This window comes from Lentzea sp. NBRC 105346 (assembly GCF_030269605.1).
GTDB lineage: Bacteria > Actinomycetota > Actinomycetes > Mycobacteriales > Pseudonocardiaceae > Lentzea.
Map to the genome: position 1 here is coordinate 744,429 of NZ_BSTQ01000002.1, position 15,149 is coordinate 759,577.

At 70.4% G+C, this 15,149-nt stretch carries 11 protein-coding genes and 1 pseudogene; 7 read left to right on the forward strand and 5 right to left on the reverse strand.

Annotation, left to right across the window (positions count from 1 at the left end; genetic code table 11):
• Together QSK35_RS07175 and QSK35_RS07180 are read left to right on the forward strand one after the other, a co-directional pair.
• A pseudogene (locus QSK35_RS07175) lies at positions 1–448 on the forward strand (PPE domain-containing protein); the annotation flags it as partial.
• Positions 445–1,125 carry an ESX secretion-associated protein EspG gene (locus QSK35_RS07180; protein ID WP_285743471.1) on the forward strand — a complete coding sequence of 227 codons (681 nt, stop codon included), beginning with the start codon at positions 445–447 and terminating at the stop codon, positions 1,123–1,125. The pseudogene QSK35_RS07175 and the gene QSK35_RS07180, both read left to right, overlap by 4 nt.
• Here QSK35_RS07180 and QSK35_RS07185 read toward each other — a convergent pair.
• The 5 genes from QSK35_RS07185 to QSK35_RS07205 form a co-directional block, all read right to left on the reverse strand.
• Positions 1,115–2,440 (reverse strand): GH1 family beta-glucosidase, encoded by a 1,326-nt coding sequence (locus tag QSK35_RS07185; protein ID WP_285743472.1) that lies wholly within the window; start codon positions 2,438–2,440, stop codon positions 1,115–1,117. The genes QSK35_RS07180 and QSK35_RS07185 overlap by 11 nt on opposite strands.
• Entirely contained in the window at positions 2,437–3,249 is an 813-nt protein-coding gene (locus tag QSK35_RS07190; protein ID WP_285743473.1) for a carbohydrate ABC transporter permease, read from the reverse strand. The genes QSK35_RS07185 and QSK35_RS07190 overlap by 4 nt, the downstream gene beginning before the upstream one ends.
• Positions 3,249–4,118, reverse strand: a complete 870-nt coding sequence (locus QSK35_RS07195; RefSeq protein WP_285743612.1) for a carbohydrate ABC transporter permease — start codon at positions 4,116–4,118, stop codon at positions 3,249–3,251. The genes QSK35_RS07190 and QSK35_RS07195 overlap by 1 nt, the downstream gene beginning before the upstream one ends.
• 131 nt (positions 4,119–4,249) lie before the next feature.
• Complete coding sequence (locus QSK35_RS07200) at positions 4,250–5,488, reverse strand: ABC transporter substrate-binding protein (RefSeq protein WP_285743474.1); 1,239 nt, start codon at positions 5,486–5,488, stop codon at positions 4,250–4,252.
• Positions 5,489–5,547: 59 nt separating this feature from the next.
• Positions 5,548–6,162, reverse strand: coding sequence for a helix-turn-helix transcriptional regulator (locus QSK35_RS07205; protein WP_285743475.1), 615 nt, complete (start codon positions 6,160–6,162; stop codon positions 5,548–5,550).
• A gap of 123 nt (positions 6,163–6,285) precedes the next feature.
• On the opposite strand from QSK35_RS07205, the gene QSK35_RS07210 reads away from it, so the two are divergent.
• From QSK35_RS07210 to QSK35_RS07230, 5 genes are all read left to right on the forward strand, one after another.
• A complete protein-coding gene (locus QSK35_RS07210; RefSeq protein ID WP_285743476.1) occupies positions 6,286–8,094 on the forward strand; it encodes an AfsR/SARP family transcriptional regulator in 1,809 nt (602 codons plus the stop codon).
• A complete protein-coding gene (locus QSK35_RS07215) occupies positions 8,091–11,444 on the forward strand; it encodes an ATP-binding protein (protein WP_352243394.1) in 3,354 nt (1,117 codons plus the stop codon). Before QSK35_RS07210 ends, QSK35_RS07215 begins: the two co-directional genes overlap by 4 nt.
• Positions 11,445–11,835: 391 nt before the next feature.
• Positions 11,836–12,591, forward strand: a complete 756-nt coding sequence (locus tag QSK35_RS07220) for an SDR family NAD(P)-dependent oxidoreductase (protein ID WP_285743477.1) — start codon at positions 11,836–11,838, stop codon at positions 12,589–12,591.
• Between the two features lie 149 nt (positions 12,592–12,740).
• Positions 12,741–13,781: a ketoacyl-ACP synthase III family protein gene (locus QSK35_RS07225; RefSeq protein ID WP_285743478.1), complete on the forward strand. Its 1,041-nt coding sequence runs from the start codon at positions 12,741–12,743 to the stop codon at positions 13,779–13,781.
• Entirely contained in the window at positions 13,774–15,123 is a 1,350-nt protein-coding gene (locus tag QSK35_RS07230) for an aminotransferase class V-fold PLP-dependent enzyme (protein WP_285743479.1), read from the forward strand. The genes QSK35_RS07225 and QSK35_RS07230 overlap by 8 nt, the downstream gene beginning before the upstream one ends.
• Positions 15,124–15,149: the final 26 nt, after the last annotated feature.

Here is a 15,149-nt window from a genome sequence, read left to right on the forward strand (position 1 = left end):
ACCTGGAGGATCGCGCATCCCCGGCAGCGGGGGCACTGGCGGCCTTGGCAGCGGCGGCTCGGGCAGCACCGGCGGCGGCTCCGGCGGCCTCGGCTCCGGCGGGCGCGGGTCCGCCCCCGCGTTGTCACCCTTCGGCGGCGGCCCCAGCGGCACCGCCATGGGCAGCGGCAGCGCAGGCACCCAAGCGGGCGGCTCAACCGGCGTCGCGCCGAACACCACCTCGTCACAACCAGGCCGCTCCACCGGCCCTGCCACCACCAGCCCCGGCGCCGCCGCCGCGGCCGGAGGCCCGATGGGCGGCCACGCGGGCGGCAAGTCCGAGGAGGACAAGGAACGCAAGTCCCCCAACTACATCATCTCCGGCGACCTCTTCGACGTACCGGGAGCAGACCTACCCCCGGCGGTGATCGGCGACGCGAAGCCCAAGAAACCAAAGGACAAGCAGTGATCACGCTGACAACCCGTGACCTCGACCTGTGGTGGAACAAGGCCGAACTGGGCCCGCTCCCCTACCCCCTCGACGTGCCGAGCATCGGCGACACCGAGGAGGAACGGACCCGGCTGCGCCAAGAGATCCAACCGGACCAACGAGCCGAGGATCTCCTGCGACTGCTGGCCGAACACGAGGTCGCGGTGCACGCGGTGGGGAGCACCGGCCGCGCCATCGCCACCTCCGCCGGCACGCGGGCCGTCCTCGCGGTGCTGGACGACGAAAAGGTCAGTTTGACCGAGATCCGGCCGACCTCGCTCGCGAGGTCGATCGTCGAGGTGCTGCCCGCCGCAAAAGCAGGGCCGGGCAGCTCGTTGTCCGTCCGGCTGGAGGCGCTGAAGCAAGCGGCCGAACCACAAGAGGACGAGAACGACCCCTGGGGCGGCGAAGACGACGACCGGCAGGCACTGCGTAAGGCCGGACTGTCCACTCAGGACGCCGCTCTGCTGGACGAACTGACCGCCGGCCGGGTGGCCGGCGGTCAGTTCGGCGTCACAGGAAGCAAAACACTGGTCAACTGGTTCGACACCGACCAGGGACGCTACCTCGTGGTCACCGAGGACGGCTGGATGAGCCTGTCCCCCGCCGACAACGAGCGCATCGCGACCCGCATCGAGGAAGTGCTCAGTCCGTGAGCCCATTCCGTGCGACGACGGACGCGAAGAAACGTCCGCTGTCCTTGACGATCCGCTGCTGTGTAACGAAATCGACGTGCACCAAGCCGAACCGCTGCGTGTACCCCAGGGCCCATTCGAAGTTGTCCAGCAGCGACCAGGCGAAGTATCCGCGCACGTCCGCACCGGAGACGATCGCGGCATGAACGGCACGCAGGTGCGAGTCGAGGTACCGTACCCGTTCCCCATCGCGCACGCGGCCGTCCGGTTCCACCACATCGACGAACGCGGCGCCGTTCTCGACCACGACGAGCGGCACCGAACACCGTGAACCCAGCCACAGCAGGAGATCGGTCAGCGAAGCCGGGCGTTGCTCCCAGCCCATCGTGGTGAGCGGCCCACGGGGCGGGAGCACGTCCATCCCGCGCAGGCCCGGCAACGGGCAGTTACCGCGAGCCGTGAGATCGTCCAGCGGCGCCGTCCTGGTCGGCGCGTAGTAGTTGACGCCGAGCCAGGACAGCGGCTGGGCGATGGTCTCCAGGTCGCCGTCGCGGATCGCGGGCTCCAAAGCGCCCAGGTGCGCGACGTCGGCAAGCACGTCGGGCGGATACCCCTGACCCAGCAAGGGATCCAGGAAGAACCGGTTGTGCAGGCCGTCGAACCGGCGGGCCGACTCGCGGTGTGCCGCGTCGCGAAAATCGGTGAGTACCGGCGAGAAGTTCAGCGCGATCGAGGCGGTGCCCAGCACCTCACAAGCACGGCCGTGGGCCAGCAGGTGGTGGTGCGCGGCTACGAGCGCCTTGCCCTCGTCCTGGATTCCGGGGGCGTGCACACCGGTTCCGTAGCCGAGAAAAGCTGAACAGAACGGTTCGTTCAGCGTGGTCCACTGCTTCACCCGGTCGCCGAGCCGGTCGTGGACGACACGCGCGTAGGAGGCGAAGTGAGAGGCGATGTCCCGGTTGCACCAGCCGCCCTCGTCCTGCAACGCCTGCGGCAGGTCCCAGTGGTACAACGTGATCACCGGCGTGATGTCGCGCTCGAGCAACGCGTCCACGAGCCGGTCATAGAACGCAAGGCCACGTGACGACACCGTGCGGCCATCAGGCATGATCCGAGGCCAGGCCGTGGAGAACCGGTACGCCCGCAGGCCGAGCGAGTCGATCAACTCGACGTCCGTCAGATATCGGTGGTAGTGGTCGCACGCCGGATCGCCACTCTGTCCACCGCGCGTGAATGTGTCCCAGATGGACGGTCCGCGACCGTCGTCGGACACCGCGCCCTCGATCTGGTAGGCAGCCGTGGCCGCACCCCAGAGAAATCCCGGTGGAAACCTCACCCGTTGATCGCCCCCTTCATGATCCCGTTGACAACTCTCCTGGCCAGCAGGAGGAAGAGCACGACCACCGGGACAGTGCCCAGCGTCACCCCGGTGAGCATCAGCGAGTAGTCGGTGAAGTACCCGCTCGCCAGCCGCGACAACGCGACCTGCACGGTCGGCGTCTCGTTGGGGTCGAGGACGATCAGCGGCCAGAAGAAGTCGTTCCAGGCCGCGGTGAACGTCAGCATGCCGAGCACGGCGGCGTGTGAGCGCAACGCCGGCAGCGCGACGTGCCAGTACGTGCGGAGCAGCGAACAACCGTCCATTGTGGCCGCGTCGACCAGCTCCCGCGGCACCGCCTCCTCGCAGGCCTGCCGCATCCAGAACACGCTGAACGCGCTGACCAGCCCCGGCACGATCACCGCCGCCAGCTTCCCCTGCCAGCCGAGCTCACCCACCAGCAGGTACAACGGGATCACGCCCAGTTGCGCCGGGATCATCGCGGAGCCGACGAGCAGCAGGAACAACGTGTCCCGGCCCGGAAAGCGCAGCCGGGCGAACGCGAAGCCGGCCATTGTGGACAGGAGCAGGTTCGACGCCGTCACGGTGACCGACACGATCAGCGAGTTCTGCAGCGCGAGCCAGAAGTCGACGGTGTCGAACACCCTGCGGATGTTCTCGACCAGGTTGCCGCCCGGGACCAACGGCGGCGTACGCGAAGCGATCGCCGAGCCGTCGCGCGAGGCCACCACGAAGGACCAGTACAGCGGGAAGACCGAGGCGAGCGCGATGCCCGTGAGCAGGGCGTAGGTCAGCCGGTTTCGCATCACTTCACCACGCGCCGGACGAGCTTGAAGTTGACCATCGCGAACACCGCGCACAGCAGGAAGAGCACCCACGAGATCGCGGCCGCGTAACCCGCGTCCAGCCGCCCGAACCCGTTCTCGTACAGGTACATCGCGATCGTCTGGAACTGCCGGTCGTTGCCGCCGACCCCCGAGGCGTCGAACAGCTGGGGTTCGGCGAACAGCTGGAAGCCACCGATGGTCGACACCACCACGACGAACAGGATCGTGGGCCGGATCGCCGGCACGGTCACAGCCCAGAAGGCCTGCCACCGCGACGCGCCGTCGAGCACGGCGGCCTCGTGCAGCTCGCCCGGCACCGACTGCATCGCCGCCAGGAACAGCAGGGCGTTGTACCCGGTCCACCGCCACGTCACCATCGCGGCGACACCGAGGTGCGACGACCACACCTCGGACTGCCAGGAGATCGGCTCCACCCCGACCAGTCCGAGCGCCCAGTTCACCAGCCCGTAGTCACGCCCGAACAGTTGAGCGAAGATCAGCGCGACGGCCACGACGGGCACGACGTTCGGCAGCAGTACGACCGCGCGCCAGCCCGTGCGGCCCCGCAGCGGGCGGTCGAGCAGCGCCGCGATCCCCAAGGCGCACAACAGTTGCGGGACCGTGGCGAGGACGAAGATGCTCACCGTGTTGAACAACGCGTTGTAGATGAACGGATCGCCCAGCAGCGCCAGGTAGTTGGCGCCGCCGACGAACCGCTGCCCGCCCTCGATCAGGTGCCAGCGGTGCAGCGACACCCACACCGTCGACAGCAGCGGGAACACGCCGAACACCGCAAACAACACAAAGAACGGTGCGACGAACAGCAGCGGTCCCGCCCGCCGGACCATCAGCTCCCACCCCAGCCGAGCACTGTGGCGCACCGCAGTGAACGTGACGTTCGAGGACTTCTATGTCCCTGAACGCCACGTTCGCTCCACCGCCCAGCGACGAACAGCAGCGGTCCCGCCCGCCGGACCATCTAGCGCACCGCCGCACGAGCCTCGTCGACGGCCTGCCGCCACGCCTCGTCCACGGTCTGCTTGCCGTCCTCGATCCGGCCGAGCGCCATGCCGAACTTCGGCCGCACGTCCGCGTCACGCAGGCCGCGGTAGTTCGGCCTGATGTCGTCCGACGAGGCGCCGAACAACTTGCCGACCGGGGCGTCGCCGAAGTACGGGTCGGTGTGACCGGTGACCGCTGGGTCCCGGTAGACGGCGGGCTGGCTGGGCAGGATCTCCTTGCTGAGGAACAGTTTCTTCTGCTGCTCCGGCGCGGTGAGCCACTCGGCCAGCTGGTACGCCTCACGCTGGTGCGCGCCCTGTGCGGGCACCGCCAGATAAGAACCACCCCAGTTGCCGCCACCACCGGGCACCGTGGTCACGTCCCATTTGCCGCTGTTCGCGGGTCCGCTCGCCTGCTTGATCAGGGCGAGCATCCAGGCGGGGCAGGTCATGGTCGCGAAGCTGCCCTGCGCGAGCGCGACGTTCCACGGTTGCGTGAACGTCGTGACGTTCGCCGTCTGCTTCTTCGCGCCGATACTGCCCGCGATGTCGAACGCCTTGCGCACGTTGGGGTTCGTGTCGCCGATGAACCTCTCGTCCCGGGCGAAGTAGTTCTCCTCGGCCTGGTTGATGATCGCCGTGTACACCGTGCCGGCCGAGTCGGTGAACTTCGCGCCGGGAACCGAGAACCGGTCCGCCACCGACGCGTACGCCTCCCACGTGGGCCACAGCGCGGCGACCTCGTCGCGGGCGGTGGGCAGACCGGCCTTCTCGAACAGGTCGCGCCGGTAGCACATGGCCAGGCCGCCCATGTCCGTGCCGAGTCCCATGACGAAGTCGCCGTCCACCCCCTGTTCCCACTTCCAGGGCGCCCAGCGGTCACGCAGATCCTTCGCCCCGAACTGAGCGAGATCCGCGAACTTGTCCTTGGACTGACGGAACTTCGGCATGTACTGCTCTTCGATCGCCACGACGTCCGCCGCGCCGTTGCCGCTCGCGAGCGAGGTGATCAGGCCCTTGTGGTGTGCGTCGAAGTCGGCGACCCGGCCGACGACGTCCACCTCCGGGTGCGCCTTCTCGTACTCGGTGAACAGCTCCTCGTACCCGAACTCCCCGAAGGTCGCCACGGTGATCTTCGTCTTGCCGTCACCCGAGGCGCCACACCCGCCGGCGAGCAGCGCCAGTACAGCCATGAGGCCGGCCAGCGACCGTTGCATCGCAGTTCCTTCCAAGAAGTGATCAGTTCGACGCGCCATCATCACCCAGCCCGGCGGCGCTACAGCATTCCGGCTCGCATGGCGTACGCCACCGCGTGAGAGCGGTTCCGCAGCTTGAGTCGGGTGGTAACCCCGGAGATCACGTGTTTGACGGATCGCTCGGAATAACACAGCTTCTGCGCGATCTCCCCGGTGTCCATCCCGTCGGCGACCAGCCGCAGCACGTCGATCTCCCGGCCGGTCAGACCGGCCGCGTTCACGCCCTGCGGCATCAGCACCTCGCGTTGTACGCGCTCGACGTGCCGGAGCAGCTCGCCGAGCAGCTGCGGCGGCAGGACCCCTCCACCCGCCGCCGCGGACTCCACCGCCCGCACCAGCCGCTCGCCGGTGGCCGCCGCCCGCGGCACCACCGCGACCACCTTGCACTCCACCGCCGCCAGCAGCTCGGCCTCGCTGATCTCATTGACCACCAATACGGTCGGCGTCCCGAACGCCGCGGCCGAGCGGCGTAGCACGGTGACGACCTCGGCCGTGAGGCGATCGACCGCGACGACGGCGACGTCCGCGTCGGCACGTCGATCGGCGGGCAGCACCTCGACTTCGTGGTGGGACGCGAGGTGGCTGGTGAGTCCCGCCCCGCTGATCGGATCGGCTGCCTGTACTGCGACGAACATGCGTTCCACTCCTCCCCAAGTGGTCGGCCGGTACTGGGGAGAAGTGTGGGAGTGCGGTCCTTCACGAAACCTCATCGCGCACGTCAGCACGGGTTTGGGTACGTACGAGTAGGGTGGATCCTCGTGGCCGGGTTACGTGTTGACGTACTGGGACCGGTGCGGGCCAAGCGGGGAGACGCCGAGATAGATCTCGGTTCGGCACAACGGCGTGCGGTGTTCGCCGTGCTCGCGTTGCGGGCCAACGAGATCGTGCTGCGCACGGAGATCATCGACGCCGTCTGGGGCGAACAGGCGCCGGAGCGGGCCGCGGGCAGCGTCTACAACCACGCCTCCGCGCTACGCCGGGCCGTGGGATCCGAAGCGCTCACATCGGCGGGCGGCGGCTACCGCCTACAGGTGACGTCGGCCGACATCACTGACTTCCAAGCGCATCGGGAAGAAGCACGTCAGTGCCGCGAACGCGGTGACCTCGCGGGCGAGCGCGCCGCACTGGAGGCCGCACTCGGCCTGTGGCGGGGCGAGGCGCTGGAGGGGCTGACCGGCCCGTTCGCCGAGTCCCATCGCGTCCGGCTGGGCGAGCTCCGGCTGTCGGCCGTCGAACGACGTGCCGCCGTCGCACTGGACCAGGGCGACGACCTGGTGGCGGAGCTCCGTGACCTCACCGAGCAGCACCCGCTCCGGGAAGGCTTGTGGGAGCTGCTGATCACGGCTTTGGCCAGGTCCGGCCACAGGTCCGAGGCGCTGGCCGCGTTCGACACCGCGCGCGAGATCCTGGTCGAACACGCGGGCACCGAACCGGGGCCCGCGCTGCGCAAGCTGCGTGACACGTTGTCCGGCGGCACCCCGGTCCGCGCGGGTGACCGGGCCGAGGTCTTCGTCGGCCGGGAGTACGAGGTGGCGCGGTTGCGGGGCGCGGTCGCGGACGTCGTCGCGGGGCGCGGTGGCTGCGTGTGGGTCGTGGGCGATCCGGGGATCGGCAAGTCCGCACTGCTCGCCGAAGCTCTGCACGACGCCCCGGCACAGGGGTGCGTGCTGGGCTGGGGAGTCGCCGACGAGTTGTCGCACCAGGTCCCGTTCGGCGTGGTGATGGAAGGCCTGCCGCACGTCGCCGAACCGTCGGTCGAACGCGCGGTCGAGGTCGTGCGGGACGTGTGCCGCCGGTCACCGCTGGTGTTCGTCGTCGACAACGCGCACTGGGCCGACGGCGAGACGCTCGAAGTGCTGCAACGCCTGCACGAGTTGACGTCGCGACTCCCGTTCCTACTGGTCGTCGCCTCGCGACCGATGCGGGCCGAGTTCGACACCCTGCCGCTCGGCCCGCTCTCGCCCGACGAGCAGCGCCTGCTGGTCGGGCAGCCGTCGAGCGAGGCTGCGGGCAACCCGCGCTATCTCCGCGCGCTCGCCGGACACGAACCCGTCGGTCCCGCTGTCGAGCGGCACCTCGGCGCGCTGCCGGAGTCCGCACGCGACACCGCGCGCACGGCCGCGCTGCTCGCGGACCCGTGCACGGTCGAAGAACTGGCGGCCGCCACCGGACATGACGTCGCCACCGACGTGGAGGAGGCTGTCCTGGCCGGCGTCCTGAACGCCGGAGGCGGGTTCCGGTATGCGGTCGTGCGCCGGGTGCTGCGCGACTCCGTGCCCGCGGCGCTGCGGGCCACGCTGCATCGGCAGATCGCCGAACGGATCGCTCCGGTCAGTACGCCGGAGCGGGTCGCCGCCCAGCTGCTCGCCGGTCCGGTCCCGCTGGACGACTGGACGTCCCGTTGGCTGACCGCCCACCTCCCCGCGCTCGCCGAAGGCGCGTCGCGGACTGCGCTGGCCCTGCTGCGCTATCTGGCCGACCAGCCGAGCGTGCCGGGCGGGCTGAGTGACGGGGTGGCGGCTGCGGTGGGAACTCTGCTTGCCCGCCAACGTGATGGGGCCGCGTGATCCGCGTCGACGTCCTCGGACCGATGCACGCCTGGCTGGGCGACGAGGAGCTGTCCCTCGGCCCGGCCAGGCAACGTGCGGTGTTCGCGGTGCTCGCAGCGCAGCTCGGCCGGGTCGTCAGCCGCGACGAGCTGATCGGTTCCGTGTGGGGCGAGACCGCCCCGGCGACGGCGGCCGGCAGCGTGCACACCTATATATCCGGGTTGCGTCAGGTGCTCCCGCCGGACGTGCTGGTCTCGTCGCCGGACGGGTACGAGCTGCGGCTCGGTGAGGAGGCGCTCGACGCGGCGAGGTTCGCCCGGCTGCGGAACGACGCGCAGCAGCGGCTCGCCGAAGGTGCCAATGCGGACGCGGCCAGAACACTGGACGAGGCGCTCGCGTTGTGGCGTGGCGAGGCGTTCGCCGGCGTGCCCGGCCCGTTCGCCGAGGTGGAACGACGCCGGCTCGCCGAGCTGCACCTGTCGACCGTCGAGCAACGTGCGCGGACGCTGCTCGAGCTCGGTCACCACCACGAGCTGATCGGCGAGCTGACCGGGCTGGTGCGCGAGCACCCTTGGCACGAACCGATCTATGAACTGCTGATGGTCGCGTTGCACGGCGCCGGGCGCACCGCGGAGGCGCTGGAGGTCTTCCGCGAGGCGAGGCGGACGCTGGTGACCGACCTCGGCGTCGAACCGGGCACCGCGCTCCAGCAGGTGCACCAGCGGATTCTCCGGGACACCGGCGACGTGGCTCCGCTCGCGGTCATGCCCGCCTCCGTGGCCAGGGCGATGCGTGCGGGCACGCCGTTCGTCGCCCGCGAGTCCGAACTGCGGCTGTTGCGCGGGCTTGTCGCGGATGTGCGGGCGGGCATCGGCCGCACCGTGTGGATCGAGGGCGAGCCGGGCATCGGCAAGTCGGAGCTGCTGGCCGTCGCGTTCGCCGGGGTGACCGTGGACGGCTGCCAGCTCGCCTGGGGTGTGGCGGACGAGCTGAACCGGCACCTTCCCTTGCGGGTCATGGCCGACGCGCTGGAGCTGGATCTCGCAACCGACGCGACCGCCGACCAGGTGGTGGCGGCCGTGCGCGCGTTGTGCGCGACCGCTCCGCTCGTCCTGGTGATCGACGACCTGCAGTGGGCCGACGAGACCAGCGTCCTGGCGTGGAGCCGGCTCGCCGCGGCCACGCGGCAGCTGCCGCTCCTGCTCGTCGCGGCGACCCGTCCCGAGCCGACCCGCAAGGAGCTCGCGCAGCTCCGGCGCGGCGTTCTCGCTCGTGATGGACAGGTCGTCGTGCTGGATCCGTTGGCGCACCAGGACGTGGAGCGGTTGATCGGCACGATCGTGCCGACGCCTGCCTGCGACGGGACGCGCGCGATCGCACGGCGAGCCGCCGGGAACCCGTTGTACGTCAAGGAGATGGCGCACGCGTTCGTCCGCGAGGGCGCCGTGCCCGACGAACCGCTGTCGCTGGCCGCGACGATCGCCAGGACGCTCGGCTTCCTGCGGCCGGACACCAGGGACGTCCTGCGGGTCACCGCCGTGCTGGGCATGGAGTTCGCGGTCGGCGAGGTCGTCGAGCTGACCGGCCGATCCCCCTACGACCTGGTGCGGATCTTCGACGAGGCCGTGTCGGCGAACGTGGTCGTGGAGGCGGGCCCGCGCCTGGCGTTCCGCCACCCCGTGATCCGCCGCGCGCTGGCCGACGGGGTCGCCGCACCCGCGGCCGTTCGCCGGCGGGCGGCCGAGGCACTGGCCCGCGTGAACGCCTCGGTCACGCGGATCGTCGAGCAGCTCACCGCCGACGAGGTCCTGGTGGACGCGTGGGTCGTCGGCTGGGTGGCCGAGCACCACGTCGCCGTCACGAACCGGGCGCCCGACCTGGCGGGCGACCTGCTGCGCCGGGTACTCGACACCGGCCTGCCCACGCCGGCGCAGCGGGAGGCCCTGCTCGTCGCACTGGTGCGCACGTTGTTCCGGCTCGACCGGCTGCCCGAAACCGAGGCGCGGCAAGCAGTCCGCCTCGCGACCGACCCCGAGCACGCCGCCGAGATGCGGCATCTGCTCGCCGCCATCCGCTACCGGCAGGGTGCCGTCGAGGAGGCGATCGCGCTGCTCGTCGAGGTCGAGGACGACCCCTCCGTGCCGGACCAGTGGCGGATCTGGAACCGGGGGCTGCTGGCCAACTTCCGGCGTGGCGACCTCACCGACCTCGACGCGGCCGAACGCCGCGCGCACCAGGTGTTCGCAGACCCTTACTTCATGGCACACGCGCAACAGACACTGTGGCTGATCAGCTCGATCCGCCGCGACCACGTCCGCGCGCTGTCGCATGTGGACAGTGCGCTGCGGTTGGCCGCCGACGAACCCGCTCTGCGGCACGACCTTCTGGACAACCGCATCTTCACGCTGCACAACCTCGACCGGCTCGACGAGGTGTCCGACCTGTCCGGGGAACTCCCCGCGGGCCTGCGGGTGTCCATCGCGGTGCACCACTACTGGACCGGACGGTGGGACACCTCGCTCGCCTGGCTGGCGGCGGTCGAGAACGGCGCCACGGTCACCGGTATCCGCGACTTCGGCGCGGTCGCACTGCTGCTGCACGGCGTGACGGCGCTGATCGCCGGGCGCCGCAACGACCACACGTCGGCCGAGGCGCACCTCGACGCCGCGGAGGCCAGGTTCCCGGCGTCCAACACCGAACGCGAGAACTGCGACTTCCTGCTGGTCGCCCGCGCGCTGAACCTCGAACAGCGGGGCATGCCTTCCGAGGCACTGGCCGTGCTCGAACCGGTGCTGCGCCCCGCCTACGCGCCGCTCATGCTGCGCCACCAATGGCTGCCGTACATCACGCGGCTCGCGCTCGACCTGGACGAACCCGCCATCGCCCAGGAGGCCATGGACATCTGCGCGTCGGAAGCGGCCCGCGAGACGACGCCCGCGCGGGCGTTCACCGCGGCTCTGCACTGCCAGGCTCTGGTCACGGACTCGCCGGAGCCCGCACTGAAGGCGGCGGCCCACTACCGGCGCGTGGGCCGGGTGCCTGAACTCGCCGCGTCGTTGGAGGACGCCGCGGTACTACTGGCCCGCGCCGGCCGGATCGGCGCGGCCGTCGACGCGTTCGGTGAGGCCGTGGACATCTTCACGACCCTGTCCGCGCACTGGGACCTGCGCCGCGCGGAAACCAGGCTGCGACCGTTCGGCATCGGGCGCCCCGCCGGCGGCAGCACCGAGCTGTCATCGATCGAACGACGCATCGCCGCACTCCTCGCCGACGGCAAGTCCCGCGCGGACATCGCGCTCGAACTCGGCCTGCCACCGCTCACCGTCCAGTCCCACGTCACCAACATGCTGGGCAAGCTCGGATCCTGAACTCGCGATCCGCAACGCCTCGATGTACTTGGGCAACTCCACTACCGCGCGCCCTCGCAGTCCGGTGTCGCACCGCGCGGTCACCTCGGCGAGCGTCGCGGTCAGGCCCTCGATGACCGGACCGGCCTCGTCCGGGCCGAGCACGAGCGCCCCCTCGACCGCCAGCCGCAGGAAGACCTCACCCGCGAAGCCCCACTCCTCGTTCGACTCCACGCGCTCATCAGACCGCATCCGATACGTCGCCGCCACCGTCTTGGCACCCGCGGCCACGTGCTCTGCCCCTTCGGGCCGAGCTCCACAGTGGACGGTGTGTGACCGGCTCTGGCCACGACCGCCACGGGCCATCGGCGGCCCTACCCGGCCGGCCGAGGGCCGTGCCATGGTCGTCACCATGACCGCTGCTGTGCGCACCGCCCTGGTCACCGGGGCGAGTCGGGGGATCGGGCGCGCCGTCGCCGAACGCCTCGGCCGCAACGGGTTCGTCGTCGCGGTGCACTTTCGCGAGGACGCCGCTGCCGCCAAGGAGACCATGTCGGCCGTCGAGGCCGCTGGGGGCCAAGCGTTCCCCATCCAGGCCGAGCTCGGCGTGCCGGGTGACATCGACACGTTGTTCGCCGGGCTCACGGCGGGGCTCGCCGAGTACGGCGGCAAGCTGAACGTGTTGGTCAACAACGCGGGCATCGGGTGCAAGGGCGGCGTCGACGAGATCACGCCCGAGCAGTTCGACCGGGTGTTCGCGGTCAACGTGAAGGCGCCCGTCTTCCTGGTGCAGCGGGTGTTGCCGCTGATGCCCGAGGGCGGGCGGATCGTCAACGTCTCGTCGCTCGCCAGCCGCGCCGCGCACCCGCAGATCGTCGGATACGCCATGAGCAAGGGCGCGCTGGACGTGTTCGGACGCTCGATCGCCGCACAGCTGGGTGCCCGCGGCATCACGGTCAACACCGTCGCGCCAGGTCTGATCGACACCGACTTCCACGGCGACCGGTTCGCGCGGCCCGAGGTGCTCGCCGAGGCCGAGGCGCTGTCGGTGTTCGGCCGGCTCGGGCAGGCCGGCGACGTCGCGGACGTCGTCGCGTTCCTCGCTTCCGACGAGGCGCGCTGGCTCACCGGCGAGCGGATCGAGACCGCGGGCGGGACGCGGCTGTGACGCGGCTGGTGACCCGACACGCCAGCCCACCAGCCAGCGACTCGAAACCGTGGGCCGAACGCGCCTCCGACGCCGCCCGCCGGCCCACCAGCCAGCGGATCGGACCGCGGGCGGGACGCGGCTGTGACCATCTCTGAAGGAGTCTGACCTTGCGCCTCAACGACATCTTCGTCGACTCGATCGGCGTCCGCCTCGGCCGGTCCATCGACCTGGCCGACGCGGTCGCCGACGGGCGGTACGAAGCCAGTGAGTACACGGCCAACGGCCTGCTCAAAGCCGTCGTCTCCGACGACGAGTTCGCCCCCGACATGGCGATCAAGGCCGTGCGAACCGCCATGGCCCGTGGTTCCGCCACGCCCGAGGAAGTCCGGCTGATCCTGCACGCCAGCGTGTACTTCCAGGGCCAGGACATGTGGACGCCCGCGTCCTACATCCAGCAGGCCACCATCGGCGGGAGCGCTCCCTCGATCGACGTCGACCAGAAGTCCAACGGTGGCATGGCCGCCCTCGGGCTCGGCGTCGCGTACCTGTCGAACCTCGACGACGACGCGGCCGTGCTGATCACGACGTGCGACCGGTTCTGCCTGCCGGGCTGGGACCGGTTCCGCAGCGAGAGCGGCACCGTGCTCGGTGACGGCGCGACGGCCACCGTGCTGACCAGGCGCCCCGGCTTCGCGCGCGTGCTCTCGTGCGTCATGACGGCCGACCCGACGCTCGAGGAGATGTACCGCGGCGACGGGCTCACCACCACGCCCGCGCCGACCGATCGGCCGCTCGACCTGCGCAAGCGCAAGAACAAGTACATGCGCCGGAACCTGCGCCAGCTCGACGAGATCTCGCTGCGCATCGCGCGGGGCGTCGGCGACTCGATGACCCAGGCGCTCGACGAGGCCAAGGTCGAGCTGGACGACGTGACCCGCGTCGTGCTGCCCAACATCGGCAAGACCGTGCGCTGGTGGAGCCTGCTCGCGGAGATGGGTGTCGGCGAGGAACGCACCACGTGGGACTTCGGCCGCAATATCGGCCACCTCGGCGCGGGCGATCAGTTCAATGCACTGCACCATTTGGTCTCCACTGGACTACTGGCGCCGGGGGACCGTGTTGTGCTGGCCGGTAGTGGACACGGGTTCAACTGGGCCAGCGCGGTGATCGAAATTCTGGACATTCCGGACTGGTCGAGCCATGAATAGTGATTTGAATCGCAGCCAGCTCGTCGAGGAATGCGACAAGGCATTCGCGGACGTGCTCGGCGCCGATCTGACCGTGCCATTGGTCCGCGGCGGGGAAACGCGGTACGTCAACCTCGACCACGCGGCCAGCACGCCGCCGTTGCGGGCGGTCGCGGACCATCTCGCCCTCATCACGCCGCACTACAGCAGCATCCACCGCGGGGCGGGTTACGCCTCACTGGTGTCGACGTCCATGTACGAGGCGGCCCGCGACTCCGTCGCGCGGTTCCTCTGCGCGCGACCGGACGACAAGGTCGTGTTCACCCGCAACACGACGGACTCGCTGAACCTGCTGTCCCGCTGCGTTCCCGGCGAGGTGCTGGTGCTCGACGTCGAGCACCACGCGAACCTGCTGCCCTGGCAGGCCGGGTCACACCACGTCCTGCTGGCGGCGGACACGCTGGCCGAGACGTTGGCAGAGCTGAACAGAACGCTCGCCGAACGTGGTTCCGCGCTGCTCGCGATCACCGGCGCGTCCAACGTGACCGGCGAGGTCGTGCCGCTCGAACGGATCGTCGAGATCGCGCACCGGCACGGCACGCGCGTGGTGGTGGACGCCGCGCAGCTGGCGCCACACCGGCGGATCGACGTCACCCGCAGCGATGTCGACTACGTGGCGTTCTCCGGGCACAAAACCTATGCGCCGTATGGCGCGGGCGTGCTGCTCGGCCGGCCGGACTGGCTGGACGAGGCCCCGCCGCACCTCGCGGGCGGCGGCGCGGTGCGGGAGGTGCGGCTCGACGGAGCGCTCTGGGCGGCCGCGCCGGAACGGCACGAAGCGGGCAGCCCCAACGTGTTGGGCGTCGCCGCGCTCGCGAAGGCCTGCGATGTGGTCGGCGAACTGCTCGGTGACGCCTCGGCCGAACACGAGGCGCGCCTGCGGGAACGCCTGGTCAACGGCCTCGAAAGGCTCGACGGTGTCAGCACGCATCGCTTCTGGGCGGACTGCACGGATGTCATCGGCGTGGTGACGTTCTCCGTCGCCGGCTACGACGCCGGGCTGGTCGCGGCGTACCTGTCCGCGGAGCACGGCATCGGTGTGCGGGACGGCCGGTTCTGCGCGCATCCGGCGATCACGCGCCTGGGACTCCCCCGCTCCGGTGCGGTGCGCGCCAGCTTCGGACTGGGTTCGCGGCTCGACGACGCGGACCGGTTGGTCGCGGCGGTCGAACAGCTGCTGATCGAGGGACCCGGCTGGGGATACGCGCAGCTGAACGGTCGCTGGACGCCGGCGCCCGACCTGCGTCCGATGCCCGAGTGGCTGCCCGTCGGCACGAACGCGGTGCCGCGCCTCTGCTCGTGAAAACGGCCGGGGTGTGTTGTCCCCCG